14 protein-coding genes are annotated in these 14061 nt (G+C 73.9%); 2 read left to right on the top strand and 12 right to left on the bottom strand.

From position 1 onward, the window contains the following. Window positions 1–180 precede the first annotated feature (180 nt). Together ACN265_RS12640 and ACN265_RS12635 are read left to right on the top strand one after the other, a co-directional pair. Window positions 181–1536 carry a BTAD domain-containing putative transcriptional regulator gene (locus tag ACN265_RS12640; protein ID WP_421407616.1) on the top strand — a complete coding sequence of 452 codons (1356 nt, stop codon included), beginning with the start codon at window positions 181–183 and terminating at the stop codon, window positions 1534–1536. Window positions 1537–1747: 211 nt separating this feature from the next. Next, the gene (locus ACN265_RS12635; protein ID WP_204922912.1) at window positions 1748–2431 is read left to right on the top strand and encodes an SGNH/GDSL hydrolase family protein; all 684 of its coding nucleotides are present in this window, start codon (window positions 1748–1750) and stop codon (window positions 2429–2431) included. A gap of 291 nt (window positions 2432–2722) precedes the next feature. On the opposite strand, the gene ACN265_RS12630 is transcribed toward ACN265_RS12635, so the two are convergent. The 12 genes from ACN265_RS12630 to ACN265_RS12575 form a co-directional block, all read right to left on the bottom strand. After that, window positions 2723–4081: a hypothetical protein gene (locus ACN265_RS12630; protein WP_421407613.1), complete on the bottom strand. Its 1359-nt coding sequence runs from the start codon at window positions 4079–4081 to the stop codon at window positions 2723–2725. Continuing rightward, window positions 4078–5052: an alpha-ketoacid dehydrogenase subunit beta gene (locus ACN265_RS12625; RefSeq protein WP_420118817.1), complete on the bottom strand. Its 975-nt coding sequence runs from the start codon at window positions 5050–5052 to the stop codon at window positions 4078–4080. The genes ACN265_RS12630 and ACN265_RS12625 overlap by 4 nt, the downstream gene beginning before the upstream one ends. Before the next feature lies 1 nt (window position 5053). Continuing rightward, on the bottom strand, window positions 5054–6022 hold the full coding sequence (locus tag ACN265_RS12620) for a thiamine pyrophosphate-dependent dehydrogenase E1 component subunit alpha (protein ID WP_421407611.1): 969 nt from the start codon (window positions 6020–6022) through the stop codon (window positions 5054–5056). Continuing rightward, window positions 6019–6816, bottom strand: a complete 798-nt coding sequence (locus tag ACN265_RS12615; RefSeq protein WP_088647713.1) for a DUF3050 domain-containing protein — start codon at window positions 6814–6816, stop codon at window positions 6019–6021. The genes ACN265_RS12620 and ACN265_RS12615 overlap by 4 nt, the downstream gene beginning before the upstream one ends. Before the next feature lie 2 nt (window positions 6817–6818). Continuing rightward, on the bottom strand, window positions 6819–7742 hold the full coding sequence (locus tag ACN265_RS12610; RefSeq protein WP_204922917.1) for a phytanoyl-CoA dioxygenase family protein: 924 nt from the start codon (window positions 7740–7742) through the stop codon (window positions 6819–6821). Between the two features lie 11 nt (window positions 7743–7753). Continuing rightward, complete coding sequence (gene hppD / locus ACN265_RS12605) at window positions 7754–8848, bottom strand: 4-hydroxyphenylpyruvate dioxygenase (RefSeq protein ID WP_421407609.1); 1095 nt, start codon at window positions 8846–8848, stop codon at window positions 7754–7756. A 70-nt stretch (window positions 8849–8918) separates the two neighbouring features. Further along, window positions 8919–10178 carry a beta-ketoacyl-[acyl-carrier-protein] synthase family protein gene (locus tag ACN265_RS12600; RefSeq protein ID WP_421407607.1) on the bottom strand — a complete coding sequence of 420 codons (1260 nt, stop codon included), beginning with the start codon at window positions 10176–10178 and terminating at the stop codon, window positions 8919–8921. Then, on the bottom strand, window positions 10175–11791 hold the full coding sequence (locus ACN265_RS12595) for a class I adenylate-forming enzyme family protein (protein ID WP_421407605.1): 1617 nt from the start codon (window positions 11789–11791) through the stop codon (window positions 10175–10177). Before ACN265_RS12595 ends, ACN265_RS12600 begins: the two co-directional genes overlap by 4 nt. Next, window positions 11788–12315, bottom strand: a complete 528-nt coding sequence (locus ACN265_RS12590; RefSeq protein ID WP_420119212.1) for a beta-ketoacyl synthase chain length factor — start codon at window positions 12313–12315, stop codon at window positions 11788–11790. The genes ACN265_RS12595 and ACN265_RS12590 overlap by 4 nt, the downstream gene beginning before the upstream one ends. Window positions 12316–12341: 26 nt before the next feature. Continuing rightward, entirely contained in the window at window positions 12342–13538 is a 1197-nt protein-coding gene (locus ACN265_RS12585; protein WP_421407602.1) for a beta-ketoacyl-[acyl-carrier-protein] synthase family protein, read from the bottom strand. Next, window positions 13531–13776, bottom strand: coding sequence for an acyl carrier protein (locus tag ACN265_RS12580; protein ID WP_421407599.1), 246 nt, complete (start codon window positions 13774–13776; stop codon window positions 13531–13533). The genes ACN265_RS12585 and ACN265_RS12580 overlap by 8 nt, the downstream gene beginning before the upstream one ends. Continuing rightward, window positions 13776–14042, bottom strand: a complete 267-nt coding sequence (locus ACN265_RS12575) for an acyl carrier protein (protein ID WP_204922922.1) — start codon at window positions 14040–14042, stop codon at window positions 13776–13778. Before ACN265_RS12575 ends, ACN265_RS12580 begins: the two co-directional genes overlap by 1 nt. Window positions 14043–14061 lie beyond the last annotated feature (19 nt).

Below are 14061 nucleotides of genomic sequence, written 5' to 3'. Positions count from 1 at the left end.
TTCGCGCCCGACGACCCGGACGATCACCGAGCCCCCGGTGCGCGGGGGCGGGCGACCCTGCCGACGCCGAGGGTGGGATGCCGGGGACGATCCTCGACCGGTGGCCGTCCCGGTTCCACCCGGGGCGTCGGTGACCACGGCGGCGGCAACCGATCGGGTCCGCCAGGTGGTCTCAGTGGAATGGAGTTCCTTCTGCTCGGCCCGTTCCAGGCCCGCCAGGGGGGCGTCGTCGTCGATCTCGGGGTCCGCCGCCAGGAGCGGTGCCTCCTCGGGCTGCTCCTGCTCGACGTGGGACACCTGGTCGGCACCGACCGGCTCATCGACCTGCTCTGGCCGGACCGGCCGCCGGCCTCGGCCCGCAGCGCGGTGCACACCTACATCGGACGGTTGCGGGCCGCGCTGGGGCCGTACCGGGTGCGGATCGCCACCGGCGGCGACGGCTACCTGGTGCACGACGACGGGCACACCGTGGACGTGGCCGAACTCGCCCGGCTGGTGCACCGGGCAGGTGGCAGCGCCGACCCGGCCGAGCGGGTGCGACTGCTCGACCGGGCGCTGGCCCTGCCGCGCGGGCCGTTGCTCGCCGACACCGCCGACGACGAGCTACGCGACCGGCTGGCCGGTCCGATCGAGGACCTGCGGCTGACCGGCGTCGAACTGCGGGCGGCCGCCCGGCTCGCGCTCGGCCAGCACACCCGGGTGGTCATCGAGCTGACCCCGCTGGTGGCCCGGCACCCGGGCCGAGAGGAACTGGTGGCGACGTTGATGACCGCGCTGTACCGCGGTGGCCGACAGACCGACGCGTTGGTGCTGTACCGCCGCACCCGACGCACCCTGGTCGAGGAGATCGGGGTCGAACCGGGGGCCCGGCTGCGGGAGGTGCACCGGGGAATACTCCGGGCCGACCACCGGCTGGACCGGGCGGACCGGCCGGTCTACGAGGTCCGGGTGCGCGGCGAGGCGTTGCCGTGGGGCGTCGGCGGGCACCCGGCGCTGGAGTTCTGCAACACGTTCGCCGGTTGGCGACACGAACCGCCGGTGCCGGGGGCCGAGTGGCTGCGCGGCTACCGCACGCTCGCGGTGTGGACCGGGCACGCCGGCCTGGTCGACGACCCGACCGTGGGCCGGTTGATCGAGCTGGGCCGCCGTGATCCGGCCGGTGCAGCGGTGGTCCTGGACGAGGTGCGTGCGCTACGGGCCCGGCTGTACGCCTGCCTCACCGACCCGGCCGACGGACCGGCCTTCGACGCGGTGGCCCGGTACGCCGAGCAGGCCGCCCGGACGCTGGTGTTCCGTCGGGAGGCCGACGGGCGGGGACGGTGGTGGCCCGATCCGGCGACCGGGTTGCGACTGCCGGTGCACGCGGCGGCGTGGAGCGCCGCGCAGCTGCTCGGCGATCCGCGCCGGCTCACCGTCCGGGTCTGCCCGGACCCGCGCTGCGGATGGCTCTTTCTCGACGACAGCGGAATGCGACGCTGGTGCAGCCTGGCCACCTGTGGCCGGCCGGCCACCGAGGCGCCCTGCCGGGGCACCTGAGACGCCTCGGGTCGACGCCGGTGGCGCCGCATCGCCACTCCGTTGCCGAGCCCCCGGGTCTCGACCAGCGCGGACCGACGGCGGGGATCCTGACGGAGGCAGGGCCGACGGAGGCGGCGCCGGCGCTGGTCGGCGCACCTGGACGACCACCAGGCGATCCGAGGGGTCGGTGTGATCGACGGCACCCGCACGGTCGGCTACATTCCCGGCCATGTCATCGATGTTGACCGAGGCCACCGATCCGTACTGCCTGCGCGAGGGAGAGAGCGCCGCACTGCTGCGCGACCATCCGTGGCACCGGTTCGTGGTGCTCGGCGACAGCGTCGCCGAGGGCATGTGCGAGCCGGTCGAGGGGTACCCGGACGTGCAGTGGGCCGACCGGATCGCCGCCGAACTGTCGGCGGTACGGCCCGGGTTGGCGTACCTGAACCTGGGCCGGCGCGGGCTGCGGGCGCAACAGGTCCGGGCCGGGCAGCTCGACCGGGCGTTGGCCTTCTCCCCCGACCTGGCGCTGGTGGTCTGCGGCGGCAACGACGCCTTCCGGACGGCGTTCGACCCGGACGCGGTGGACACCGAGTTGATCGCGATCGTCGGGGCGCTGCGCGACGCCGGGGCCGACGTGATCACGGTGGGCATGTTCGACGTGTCGCACAGCCCGGCGGTCCCGGCGGCCCTGCGGCCCGGATTGGGCGCCCGGATGCGGCTGCTCTCCTCGCGTACCGGCCGGCTGGCCGACCGGTTGGGGGCGTTGCACGTGCACCTGAGCGACCATCCGGCCGGCACCGATCCGTCGATGTACAGCAGCGACGGCCGGCACGGCAGCGCCCGCAGCGACGCCATCGCCGCCGCCGAGACCATCCGCCGCCTCGGCGCCCACCTCGGCAACCACCCCTGACCCCCACCCCACCACCCTTCCCACCGGTCCCCGGCGGGGCCCCCGCCCGCTCCACCGACCGGCCCCGGCGGGGTCGATCAAGAGGTTTGCGTCATCCGGAACGGCCGGCCCCGCCCCAAACCTCTTGATCACCGCACCCCAGCCCGGCCGGAGCCGGGTGATCAAGAGGTTTGCGTCATCCGCCAGCGGAATGGTGACGCGAACCTCTTGATCACCGGGGCGGGGCAGTCGCGGGGGCAGGGCGGGGGCGGGGAGGGTGGGTGGGTGGGGTGAGGGATGGGGGGAGTTGGGTCAGTCGGTGAGGAGGATGCCGGTGAGCAGGACGCCCCGGGCCAGGTTGAGGACCTCGTCGCAGCCGGGGAAGCCGACCCGGGCCAGCGCCCCGGAGCCGGTCCGCCCGAACAGGTACGGGGCGATGCTGTAGGGGACCTCGGCGTTGACCGTCTCGCCGGTCTCGATCTGGACGAAGTCCATCTCCACCCGGTCGGCGGGCCAGTACCGCTGCAGGATGTCGCCGCCCCGGTCGAGGGCGGCGCGCAGGCCCTCGGCCCACTCCGCGTCGCCCATCTCCCGGCCGATGAGCACCCCGTGGCCGGCCGAGCCGTCGGCCGGCTTGACCACCAGGTTCTCCCGGTCGGCCAGGGCCCGGTCCAGCTCGGCGGCGGTGAACGCCACGGTGTGCGGCACGTACAGGTGGATCAGGGCCTGGTCGTCGGCGGAGAGCAGGTCCAGGTCCTCGTAGAGCCAGGCGAAGTTGATCTTGTTGCCGAGCAGCCAGGCGGCGGTGCTGACGAACATCGGCAGGGTGCCGGCGTGCAGCGCCCCGGCCACCGCGTCCAGGCCGGCGCTCGGGCTGACCCGGTTGGGCACGAAGAGGCGGAACAGCGCGTCGACCGGTGCGCCCCCGACGACCAGCCGCTTCGCGTCGTCCAGGGTCGCCGTGCTGACCGGGGCGATCACCAGGTCGATGCCGAACCGGCGGGCCTGGTCGACAAGCGGAGAGAGGATCTTGATGAAGTCGTCCGGGGTCTCCAGGCCGGGGTAGTCGGCGTCGAAGTCGAGCAGCAGCGCCACCCGGGCCCCGTCGGGCAGGGACAGGCCGTCCCGGATCGCCACGAACCGCTGGTCCAGCAGGGACGGGGCGGGCCGCACCGGCAGCCCGTCGAGGATGCCCCGCTCCTGGTAGAGCGCCGCGTACCGGCGGACCACCGTGTCGGCGTCGAAACCGCCGCCCAGGCTGCTGTCGATGTTGTACTCGACGATCCTCGGCACCCCACCGGAGAGCAGCACGTCGGGCCGGTAGGCGGCGAGCAGCTCCTCGGACAGCTCCTCGGACTCGTCGAGCAGCCGCGTCGCCCCCGCGGGCACCCCGAGCAGCTCGCGCAGCTCCCCGGCGGTGCGGGCCCGCCGCCGGCAGGCGTCCAGGATGAGCTGGGCGATCCGGTCGCAGACCTCGTTCAGCTCGCGGAACGCGTCCGCCGGCATGACCGGGGGCCGGGCCAGCCGCCACTGCTTGTTGTACGTCGCACAGCCGTAGAAGATCTCCCGCCAGGCGGCGGCCCCGCTGGACACCATCGCCGTACGGGTCGTCTCCGGCAGCTCGCGCCATGCCTGGCCGGGCTCGGGCCAGGGGTAGTTCGGATCGGTCATGATCTGTCCTTCATGGTCAGTTGGATGGCGGCGGTGAGTTGCTCGCGGCCCGGCTGCACGGCCCGGTCGAGCACCGGCGCGAAGGGCAGCACCGCGCCGTCCGGTCGGGTGACCCGGCGCGGCGGCGCGACCAGCGGCACCCGTTCCAGCACCGAGGTGATGATCTCGGCGGCGATGCCGCAGGACCGGTTGGAGTCGTCGACGACCACCAGCCGGCCGGTACGGGACACCGAGTCGAGCAGGCCGTCGAGGTCGAACGGGTAGATCGTGCGCGGGTCGAACACCTCCACCGACACCTGGTCGGCCAGCTCCTCGGCGACGGCCAGCGCGTCGTGCACCAGGTGCCCGACGGCGACCACGGTGACGTCGTCGCCGGCCCGGCGGACCACCCCGCGCCCCAGCGGCACCGGGGCGAGGGTGGCGAAGTCGATGTCGTCTCGGACCTCCAGCGCGGCGGCCGGGGCGAAGACCACCACCGGGTCGTCGTGCCGGATCGCCGAGGCCAGCAGCCCGTACGCGTCGGCCGGGGTGGCCGGCACCACGGTGACGATCCCGACGTGGGCGAACAGCGAGTACGGGTGGTCGGAGTGCTGCCCCGCCCAGCCGGTGCGGGAACCGGAGCCGGGCACCAGGTAGGTGACCGGCACCGAGCACTGCCCGCCGGTCATCATCGGGAACTTGTGCGCGTGGTTGACGATCTGCTCGAAGACCAGGAACAGCAGGGACGGGATCTGGAACTCCACCACCGGCCGCAGCCCGGCCAGCGCCGCCCCGGTGGCGAAGCTGGTGAACGCCTGCTCCGACAGCGGGGTGTCCAGCACCCGGTCCGGCCCGAACCGCCTGAGCAGGCCCGGGGTGACGTTGGACGCGCCCACCCGGATGTCCTCGCCGAGCAGGAACACCGACTCGTCCCGGGTCATCTCGTCGGTCAGCGCCCGGGTCAGCGCCTTGCGGTACGACAGCCGTGGCATCTCAGGAGCCTCCCCGGGCGGTCAGCCCACTGGCGTACAGGTGGTCCAGCGCACCGGCCGGGTCCGGTTCGGGGCCGGCCAGGGCGAACGCGACGGCCGCGTCGAGGGTCGCCTCCACCTCGGCGTCGACGGCCTCCCGGTCGGCCGGGGACAGCCGGGCACCCTGGATCTCCACCGGGTCCCGGGACCGGCCGTCGGCCACCTCCTGCGGCGTGCGGTACTCCAGGCGTACCGCGTGTTCGAAGGTGTGGTGGGCGTCGAACCGGTAGGTGCGGGCCTCGACCAGCTCCGGCCCGCCGCCGTCGCGCATCCGCGCGACGGCGGCGGCCGTGACCTGCCGGACCGCCTCCGGGTCCTGCCCGTCGACGACGACGGCCGGGATGCCGAACGCCTCGGCCCGTCCGGTGATGGTGCCGGCCACCGCGCCGGCCACCGGCATGGTGGTGGCGTAGCCGTTGTTCTCGCAGACCAGCAGCACCGGCACCCGCCAGAGCGCGGCCAGGTTGAACGCCTCCAGCAGCATCCCCTCGTTGACCGCGCCGTCACCGAAGAAGCTCGCCCCGACCACGGGGTTGCCGCGCTGCCGGTGCGCCCACACCGCGCCGGTGAGGATCGCCGGGGACGCCCCGACGATGGCGTTGGCGCCGAGCACCCCGATGGACAGGTCCGCGGCGTGCATCGAGCCGCCCCGGCCCCGGTTCAGTCCGGTTTCCCGGCCGCACAGTTCGGCCATCATCCGGGCCGGGTCGGCACCCTTGGCGAGCACGTGGCCGTGCCCCCGGTGGGTGCCGGTGACCAGGTCCCCCGCGCCGAGCGCGGCGCACACGCCGGCGGCGATCCCCTCCTGACCGAGGTAGGGGTGGATGCCGCCGACGATGTGCCCGGAGCGGACCAGGGCGATGGCCCGCTCCTCGAACCGGCGGATCAGCCGTACGGTGCGGTAGAGCCGGGCCGGGTCGGCGTCGGTCACCGGTCGCGGCCCTCCTTGACGGCGGCGAGGATGTCGTCCCAGAGCTGGGCACGGGCGGTCAGCGCCAGGTTGACCGTGTCGGCGCACTCCTGCCACTTGACGTCGTCGTCGCCGCACAGGTCGGCGAGCATCTGCATCGCCATCGGGGTGTGCTGCTCGCCGTCGACCTCGATGTGCCGCTCCAGGTAGTCGACGAAGGTGTGCAGCCGGTTGCTGCGCTCGTTGACCGCGACGACCTGGGTGAACATGTCGGGGATCAGGTCCTCCCGGCCGAAGGCGAACGCGGCGGCCTGGCAGTGCACCGGCGTCGACTCGATGATCTTCCAGGTGGTGGCGGCGAACGCCCGCGACGCCTCGGGCACACCCGCCTCGACCAGCGCGTCGGTCACCGACGTGCCGCCGCGCAGCAGGTCGACCAGCCGGTCGACGGCGGTGGTGTCCGCGCCCGCCTCGCCCATCCCCCGCACGTACAGCTCGAAGTGGCTGATGTAGCCCTCGCCGAGCTCGTCGCTCTCCTCCACCATGACGATGTCGTTGATCAGTCGCCGGCTGCCGGTCGGCCCGGTGGGGATCCACGGCACCGTCACGCAGGTGAGCTGCCGCTGCAACGACTTCAGCAGGGACATGAAGTCCCAGACCGCGAAGACGTGGTGCTCCATGAAGGTGACCAACGCCTCGTGGGTGTCCAGGTTGGCGTAGAGCGGGTGCTTGACCACCACGTCGCGGCGGTCGGTCACCGCCTGCTCCAACCGCTCGATGCCCGGGTGCGTCTTACCCCAGTCGTACCGTGACATGTTCAGCCTCCCTGCTGGGCGCGATCGCGCCAGATGACCGGGCAGTAGTCGGGGTCCGCGTAGTCCGGCCGCCCGTCGTGGGTGCGGCGGACCAGCACGTCGTGGTTGTACGCGGCGAGGCTGCCGTCGGAGAGCGGGAACTCCCGGTAGGCGTTGTCGCCGTCCTGCAGGTGCAGCGAGATCGCCCGGCGCGGGCGTCCACTGACGTTGGCGCCGCTGCCGTGGTAGGTGCGGCAGTGGTGGAAACTCATGTGTCCCTTGGGGATCACCATGGGGATCTTGCGGATCTGCGCGCCGTTGTGCGCCGCGTTCTCGGCCAGCATCTCCTCGAGCTGGTCGCGGTCGCGCTCGGCGAAGTGCCGCACGACGGTGTCGTCCGCGCCGGTCTCCGACCACCGGTGGGAGCCGTCGACCATGGTGATGGTGCCCATCTCCTCACCGCAGTCGTGGAACGGGATGAACGCGGTGAGCATCCGCTCCGACGACGAGGACGACCAGTAGTGCTTGTCGAAGTGCCAGGGCACGATGTTGGACGGCTCACCGGAGATCGGTGGCTTGTAGATCAGCGTGGACTGGAAGATCCGGATCTCGTCGGCCCGGGCCAGCCGGGCGGCGACCGCGCCGATCAGCGGCTTGCGCAGGATCGCGGCGATCCCGTCGTGCTCGTGGTGGACGTAGTCGTTGTGCCGCTGCACCGGCCCCTTCGACGGGTCCCAGTAGGCCAGCTTCGGCGGGCGCACCGGCAGGGTGCGGTCCCGCTCACCGTCGTAGTAGCGGTCGGTGGCCGCGGTCAGGGCGTCCACCTCGTCGTCGGTGAGCAGCTTCTTGGACAGGTACCAGCCGTGCTCGGCGTAGTGGCGCACGTCCTCGTCGGACGGGAGCAGCGCCTCCTCCTCGGCGGTCAACGTCGGATGTGTCGTGGTCATGCACCTGCTCCTCATGCCGTGCCGGCCGCGACGGCGGGGGTCGCCCCCGCCACGGCCAACTCCCGTTCCTTGGCCTCGTAGAGGGCCCGGATGTTGCCGCTGCCGAAGGTGCGTGCCCCGCGCCGCTCGATGAGTTCGAGGAAGAGGGTGCGCCGCACGTGCATCGACTCGGTGAAGATCTGCAACAGCTGCCCGCCGTGGTCGGCGTCGACCAGGATGCTGAGGTCCCGCAGCCGCTCCAACGGCGCGTCGATCTTGCCGACCCGCTGCTCCAGGTCGTCGTAGTAGGCAGCCGGGGTGCCGGCGAAGCGCACCCCGCGGGCGCCGAGCGCGCCGACCGCGCCGACGATGTCGTCGGTGCGCAGCCCCAGGTGCTGCACCCCGGCACCGTGGTGCTCACTGAGGAACTTGTCGATCTGGCCGGGACGCCGCCCGGCGTCCGGTTCCAGCAGCACCAGGGTGACCCGCCCGGAGGCGTCCTGCACCACCTTGGAGTTCATCGCCTGACCGGCGACCTCGATGTGCTCCTCGAAGATCTGCGCGAAGCCGAAGACCCGCTCGTAGAGCGTCACGGTGTCGTCGAGCTGGCCGGGCGGCACGCAGACCGCCAGGTGGTCGATCTCGGCGAGCAGCCGGTCGTCGGTCCCGCCGGCCGGGGTCGCCTCGATCGCACCGGGCAGGAAGTCGGCCCGGTCGCCCCGGCGTTCCACCAGCCGGTGCAGCACGTCACCGAAGCCGCCCACCTCGGCGGTCACCACCTCGGCGTCCGCGCCGGTCCAGGTACGCGGCGGGGTCACCGGCGTCGCACCCCGGGCCACCAGCTCCGCGTACGCCCCGGCGGCGTCGCCGACCTCCACCGCCACGACCGCGATCCCGTCACCGTGCCGGGCCACGTACCCCGAGGCCGGGTGCTCGGCGGTGAGGCCGGTGGTCAGCACCATCCGGATGTCGGCCTGCCCCAGCAGCAGGGAACGCTGCCCGACCAGCCCGGTCTCCGGCCCACCCTGCCCGAGCAGGGTGAAACCGACGGCGGTACCGAAATAGAAGGCCGCCTGCCGGGCGTCCCCCACGTACAGTTCAATGTGGTCTATTCCACGAATATCCATCTCTCCAGCCCTTCCCCATGTCCCCCCGTGACTGCCGTCCGGGCGCGTGCGGCCCGGGTCGCAGCGTCGATCACCTCCCCGGCTCGGCGGGCCGGGCGCCAGCCCCGGTGGTGCGCCGCAGCAGCAGGCTCACGTTCTGCCCGCCGAATCCGAAGGAGTTGGTGAGCGCGAATTCGGCCCGGCTCGCCCGGGGCACGTCGCGGACGTGGTCCGCCGGGCAGTCCGGGTCGGGGTCGTCCAGGTGGTACGTCGGCGGCAGCAGGCCGGCACTCAGTGCCAGCGCGCAGGCCGCCGCCTCCACCACCCCGGACGCGCCGAGCAGGTGCCCGGTGAGCGCCTTGGTGGAGCTGACCGGCACCCCGCCGACACCGAAGACCTTGCCCAGCGCGGTGCTCTCGGCGATGTCACCGAGTTTGGTGCCGGTGCCGTGGGCGTTGACGTAGCCGACCTCGGCCGGCGGGACGTCGGCGCGGGCCAGGGCGGCGCGCATGCAGTCGGCCGCCCCCTCCCCGTCGGGCCGGGGCATCGTCGGGTGGTGCGCGTCGGTGGTGCTGCCGTAGCCGGCCACCTCCGCGTACGTGCGGGCGCCCCGGGCGGCGGCGTGTTCCGCCCGTTCCAGCACCAGCAGGGCGGCCCCCTCGGCGAGCACGAACCCGTTGCGTCGCCGGTCGAAGGGGCGGCTCGCCTCGGTCGGGTCCGCCCAGCCCCGGGCCAGCGCGCGGGCGTTGCCGAAGGTGTCGGCGAAGGTCGGGAAGAGCGGCGCCTCGCTGGCCCCGCAGAGCACCACGTCGGCCTCGCCGGCCCGGATCAGCCGGGCCGCGTCGGCGACCGCCTGGGCCCCGGAGGCGCAGGCCGTGCCGACCGAGGAGCTGTAGCCGCGGATGCCGTGGGCGATGGCGATCCGCGCCGAGGCCATGTTCGGCAGGATGCCGGTCAGCAGGTACGGGCTGACGGCGGCCCGGCCCCGCTCGGTGCGGGCGATCACCTGCTGCTCCAGGGTGGACATGCCACCGACCCCGCCGACGACGACGCCGATCCGCGCCGGGTCGACGTCCCGCCCCACCGTGATACCGGCGTCGGCGAGCGCGTCGGCGGCGGTGAGCAGGGCGAACAGCACGACCCGGTCGAGCACCTTGGTCTCCGGGCCGGTGGCGACCGTCCGCGGGTCGATCGGCGGGAGCACCCCGGCGACCTCCAGCGACTCCCGGGCCGGGTGCCCCTCGGGCGGTCGACTCAGCCCGGACCGGCCGATGGTCAACGCGGTGAAGGTGTCGGCCACCCCTCGCCCGACGGGGCTGAACAGGCCCATGCCGGTGATGACGACGGTCATGACGACGACTCGGCGAGGTAGCGTTCCCGCAGCGCCACCTTGCGGACCTTGCCGGTGACGGTGACCGGGATGTCGTCGGCGCTCACCGGCACCACCCGGCGCAGGGTCGCCCCCACGTCCGCGCCGAGCGCGGCCCGGATCGTGGCGGTCCGGTCGACGCCTGGATCGGCCCCGGCGGCCAGTTCCAGCAGCACGTCGGTGGTGACCGTGTCGCCGTCGGCGACGATCAGCACGGTGCAGTCGGTGACGTCGGGGCAGGCGGCGAGGACGCGTTCCTCGGACAACGCGGTGAAGTAGCGCCGCCCGTCGGGCAGCGTCACCGAGTCGACGGCCCGGTCCAGGTGGTAGTAGCGGCCGTCGGCGTCGGCGTGGACCAGGTCGCCGGTGAGGTACCAGCCGCGCAGCCGGAACCGGTAGCTGGTGACCGAGTCGTTCCAGTAGCCCCGGAACAGCGACGGCGAGTCGATGCCGAGGAAGCCCACCTGGCCGGGGGGCAGCTCGTTGCCCTCGGCGTCGAGGACGGCCACCCTGGCGAACCGGTAGGGCCGGCCCACGCAGCGGCCGTACCGGTCGGTGTCGGCGGTGTGCGTGATGTGGAACATCGAGTGCCCCATCTCGCTGGAGCCGAGGCCGTCGATGAAGACGGACCCGGGGACCCGGGTGACGCCCTGCCGGGTGACCACGTCCCGTGAGCCGACCGCGACGAGCCGGCGGACGTGCGGCTCGTGCGAGCAGTCGCCGGTGTTGAACCACAACCGCACCGAGTCCAGGTCGTACCCGCTCAGGTCGAAGCGGGCCAGCTCGGCCCAGGTCATCGAGAAGCCGAAGACCCCGTCGGGCCGCCACTGCTGGATGGCGTCGAGGACCCGTTCGCCGCCCTGCTCGGAGAGCAGGAACATCTCCGCCCGGTTGCCCAGCGCCTGGTTGACCATCAGCACCGTCGCGGTGTGCGGGGCGGGCAGCGCGTTGAGGATGCGGCGGGTGCCCTGCGCCTGCGGCATGGACAGCAGGTGCCGGGTGGCGGCGAAGAGGCTGGCGTGCGAGTGCAGCACCGCCTTGGGCACCCCGGTGGTGCCGGAGGTGTGGGTGATGACGATCGGGTCGTCGGGGTGGTGCCGGTAGTGGGCGGGCGACCGGGCCGGGTCGCCGGCGCCGGCCTCCGCCGGGGTGCCGAGCAGGGGTACGCCCAGGTCGTGCCCGGCCAGCAGCTCGGTGTGCGCGGCGTCGGCGAGCACCCCGACGCCCCGCAGCCGGCGGATGTACTCGGCGGCGATCTCGGGGCGCAGCTTGCCGTTCATCAGCGCGGGGATCGCGCCGAGTCGGGTCAGCGCCAGGAAGCTCAGCACCATGTCGGCGGCGGCGGTGGCCCAGACGGCGACCGGGTCGCGGGGCTGCACCCCCCGGGCGTGCAGCCAGGCCGCCCGTGCGGCGACCCGTTCGTCGAGCTGCCCCAGGGTGAGCGGCTGCCCGGCGGGGTGCCCGTCGACCGGGGTGTCGAAGGTCAGCCCCGGCCCCTGTGGGTCAGCGCCGTGGGCCAGCACCCGGGCCAGCACGTTTCCCGCGCCGAGTTGCGGATCGGCGGCGAGCACCCCCCGCAGTCCCTTCGTCCTCATTGACTGTCTCCTCCCCCCAGCAGCACCGCGACCGCACCGGTGGGCGTCGCGTCGGGTGCCTCGTCGATCATGACCAGCAACGCCTCGTCGGTGTCGCCGTCGTACAGCAGCAGTTCCCCTTCGGCGATGGCGTCGGCCCGGGGGTCACCCGTCGGGCTCAGGCACACCACCGGCCCGGTCAGCCCCCACCGGGCGGCGACCTGCCCGGCGACGCTGTTGGGCACCGACTGGAAGAAGAACAGTGGACCGACCCGCCCCCCGGCGGCGACGGTCGACCGGACGTGCGTGGCGCTGGGCCGGTCACCGGCGGCGCTGACCAGCACCACCGCACACCGGCTGCCGGCCGCCGGCGGGCCACCGGGCCGGCGGTCCAGGCAACGCCCGGCCACCGCCGCGACCAGCGGCGCGAACGGCGAGTGCAGGAACCCGGGCAGCGGCGGTGGTGGCCCGTCGCCCGGTTCCGGCCAGCGCGCCTGCGCCAGCACCCGGGGTGCGCCGTGACCGGCCGGACGGCCCGGGACGATCCCGGGTCCCGGGCCGCGCGTGCCGGTCACGGCGCACCCACCAGCAGGGCGGTGTTCGCGCCGCCGAAGGCGGCGTTGAGGCTGAGGGCGTACCGGCTGGTCACCGGGCGGGGCGCGGCGGTGACCACGTCCAGCGGGCAGGCCGGGTCGGGGCCGAGCCAGCCGGCGTTGACCGGCAGCTTGCCGTGCCCCAGGGCCGCCACGGTGACCACCAGTTCGAGCAGGCCGGACGCCTCCAACGCGTGCCCGTGCAGCGCCTTGGTGGAGCTGACCGGCACCTGCCCGGCCCACTCGCCCAGGGCCACCCGCAGCGCCGCCGCCTCGGAGGCGTCGCTGAACCCGGTGCCGGTGGCGTTGGCGTTGACGTAGCCGACCGCCCCGGCGGGCAGGCCGGCGCGGCCCAGCGCCGCGCCGATCGCGCGGGCCAGCCCGCCCCCCTGCGGATCGGGTTGGCACGGGTGGTGGGCGTCGCCGGCCCGGCCCCAGCCGGCCAGCGTCGCCACCGGCTCACCACCGCGGCCGCGCAGCGCGGCGGCGGACTCCAGCACCACCGCGGCCACCCCGTCGCCGAGCAGCAGGCCCTGCCGTCCGGCGCTGAACGGGCGGACCGCCCCGTCGGCGGCGAGTGCCCGGCCGGCGTCGAAGAGCGCGTACTGGTCCGGTTCCACCAGGTAGCCGGCGGCCACGACGACCCGGTCGGTGTCCCCCCGGCGGATCATGGCGGCGGCGTCGGCGACCGCGTTGCTGGCCGAGACGCACGCGGTGGTGTAGACCCGGGTCGGTCCGCCGAGCCCGCACCGCCGGGCCAGCCGGTCGGCCAGGGCGGGCAGCTCCGGCCAGGCCGGGCCGGCGTCGTCCCGTTCGCCACCGGCCCACCACGGGTCGGCGGTGTCGGCGGTCGGGCGGTCGTCGGTGTACGGGCCGGGCAGGGTGGCCGGCCCGCCGTGGGTGGCCAGGAGCAGTGCCGCCGCCCGGCGCTGCGCCGGGTCCAGCCCGGCCGCCCGGCAGGCGGCGTCGACGGCGTCGGCCAGCTCCTGCGGCAGGGTCGCCACGTCGGGGCGGGTGGCCGCGACGGTCACCCGGCGGCCGGTGGTGTCGAACCGGTGGACCGGTCGGAACGCCGGCACCCCGGACAGGACCCCGGCCAGCAGGGCGTCCACGCCCCTGCCGAAGGCGCTGAGGGCGTAGGTGCCGGAGATCGTGACGGTGCTCCGCTCAACCATCAGCGGAGGCGGTGAGGCAGGTGTGGAACACGGCCAGGGCGTCGTCGAGGGTGCGGATGCCGGCGAGCTGGTCGTCGGTGAGGTCCATCCGGGTGTCGTAGCGCTGTTCGACGAGGTGCACCAGCCAGGCCAGTTCCATCGAGCCGACCCGGTGTGGGACCTGCTCGACGGGTTTGCCGGTCAGTTCGGCGAGCATGCTCACCAGGTCAGCTCGCCCCAGGTCGGGCTGACCGGACATCAGCGGTTGTCGGTGGTCGCCCCGGCGACCCGGTCGGCGACCATGGTGGTGAACTCCCCCACCGTCATCAGGGCCAGCTTCTCCGACTCGTCGTCGGCGAACCGCAGCCCGTAGCGGTCTTCCACCCGGACGGACAGGTCGGACAGGGCGAGCGACTCCAGGTCCACCCCGGACGGGCCGAGGGTGGTCTCGTCGTCGATCCCGTCGACGTCGTAGTTCATGTCCTGGAGCTGGTCGATGACGAAGGTGCGGACCTCGTCTCGCATGACGGTTACCTCTCTCGAT

Source organism: Micromonospora sp. WMMD730 (assembly GCF_049178955.1).
GTDB lineage: Bacteria > Actinomycetota > Actinomycetes > Mycobacteriales > Micromonosporaceae > Micromonospora > Micromonospora wenchangensis.
This window is presented reverse-complemented; position numbering and strand designations above follow the sequence as displayed.

Bases quoted from the DNA above. Each gene is read 5' to 3' on its own strand.
- ACN265_RS12640 (WP_421407616.1), top strand. From the start codon at position 181: ATGGAGTTCCTTCTGCTCGGCCCGTTCCAGGCCCGCCAGGGGGGCGTC.
- ACN265_RS12635 (WP_204922912.1), top strand. From the start codon at position 1,748: ATGTCATCGATGTTGACCGAGGCCACCGATCCGTACTGCCTGCGCGAG.
- ACN265_RS12630 (WP_421407613.1), bottom strand. From the start codon at position 4,081: ATGACCGATCCGAACTACCCCTGGCCCGAGCCCGGCCAGGCATGGCGC.
- ACN265_RS12625 (WP_420118817.1), bottom strand. From the start codon at position 5,052: ATGCCACGGCTGTCGTACCGCAAGGCGCTGACCCGGGCGCTGACCGAC.
- ACN265_RS12615 (WP_088647713.1), bottom strand. From the start codon at position 6,816: ATGTCACGGTACGACTGGGGTAAGACGCACCCGGGCATCGAGCGGTTG.
- ACN265_RS12610 (WP_204922917.1), bottom strand. From the start codon at position 7,742: ATGACCACGACACATCCGACGTTGACCGCCGAGGAGGAGGCGCTGCTC.
- hppD (WP_421407609.1), bottom strand. From the start codon at position 8,848: ATGGATATTCGTGGAATAGACCACATTGAACTGTACGTGGGGGACGCC.
- ACN265_RS12600 (WP_421407607.1), bottom strand. From the start codon at position 10,178: ATGACCGTCGTCATCACCGGCATGGGCCTGTTCAGCCCCGTCGGGCGA.
- ACN265_RS12595 (WP_421407605.1), bottom strand. From the start codon at position 11,791: ATGAGGACGAAGGGACTGCGGGGGGTGCTCGCCGCCGATCCGCAACTC.
- ACN265_RS12585 (WP_421407602.1), bottom strand. From the start codon at position 13,538: ATGGTTGAGCGGAGCACCGTCACGATCTCCGGCACCTACGCCCTCAGC.
- ACN265_RS12580 (WP_421407599.1), bottom strand. From the start codon at position 13,776: ATGTCCGGTCAGCCCGACCTGGGGCGAGCTGACCTGGTGAGCATGCTC.
- ACN265_RS12575 (WP_204922922.1), bottom strand. From the start codon at position 14,042: ATGCGAGACGAGGTCCGCACCTTCGTCATCGACCAGCTCCAGGACATG.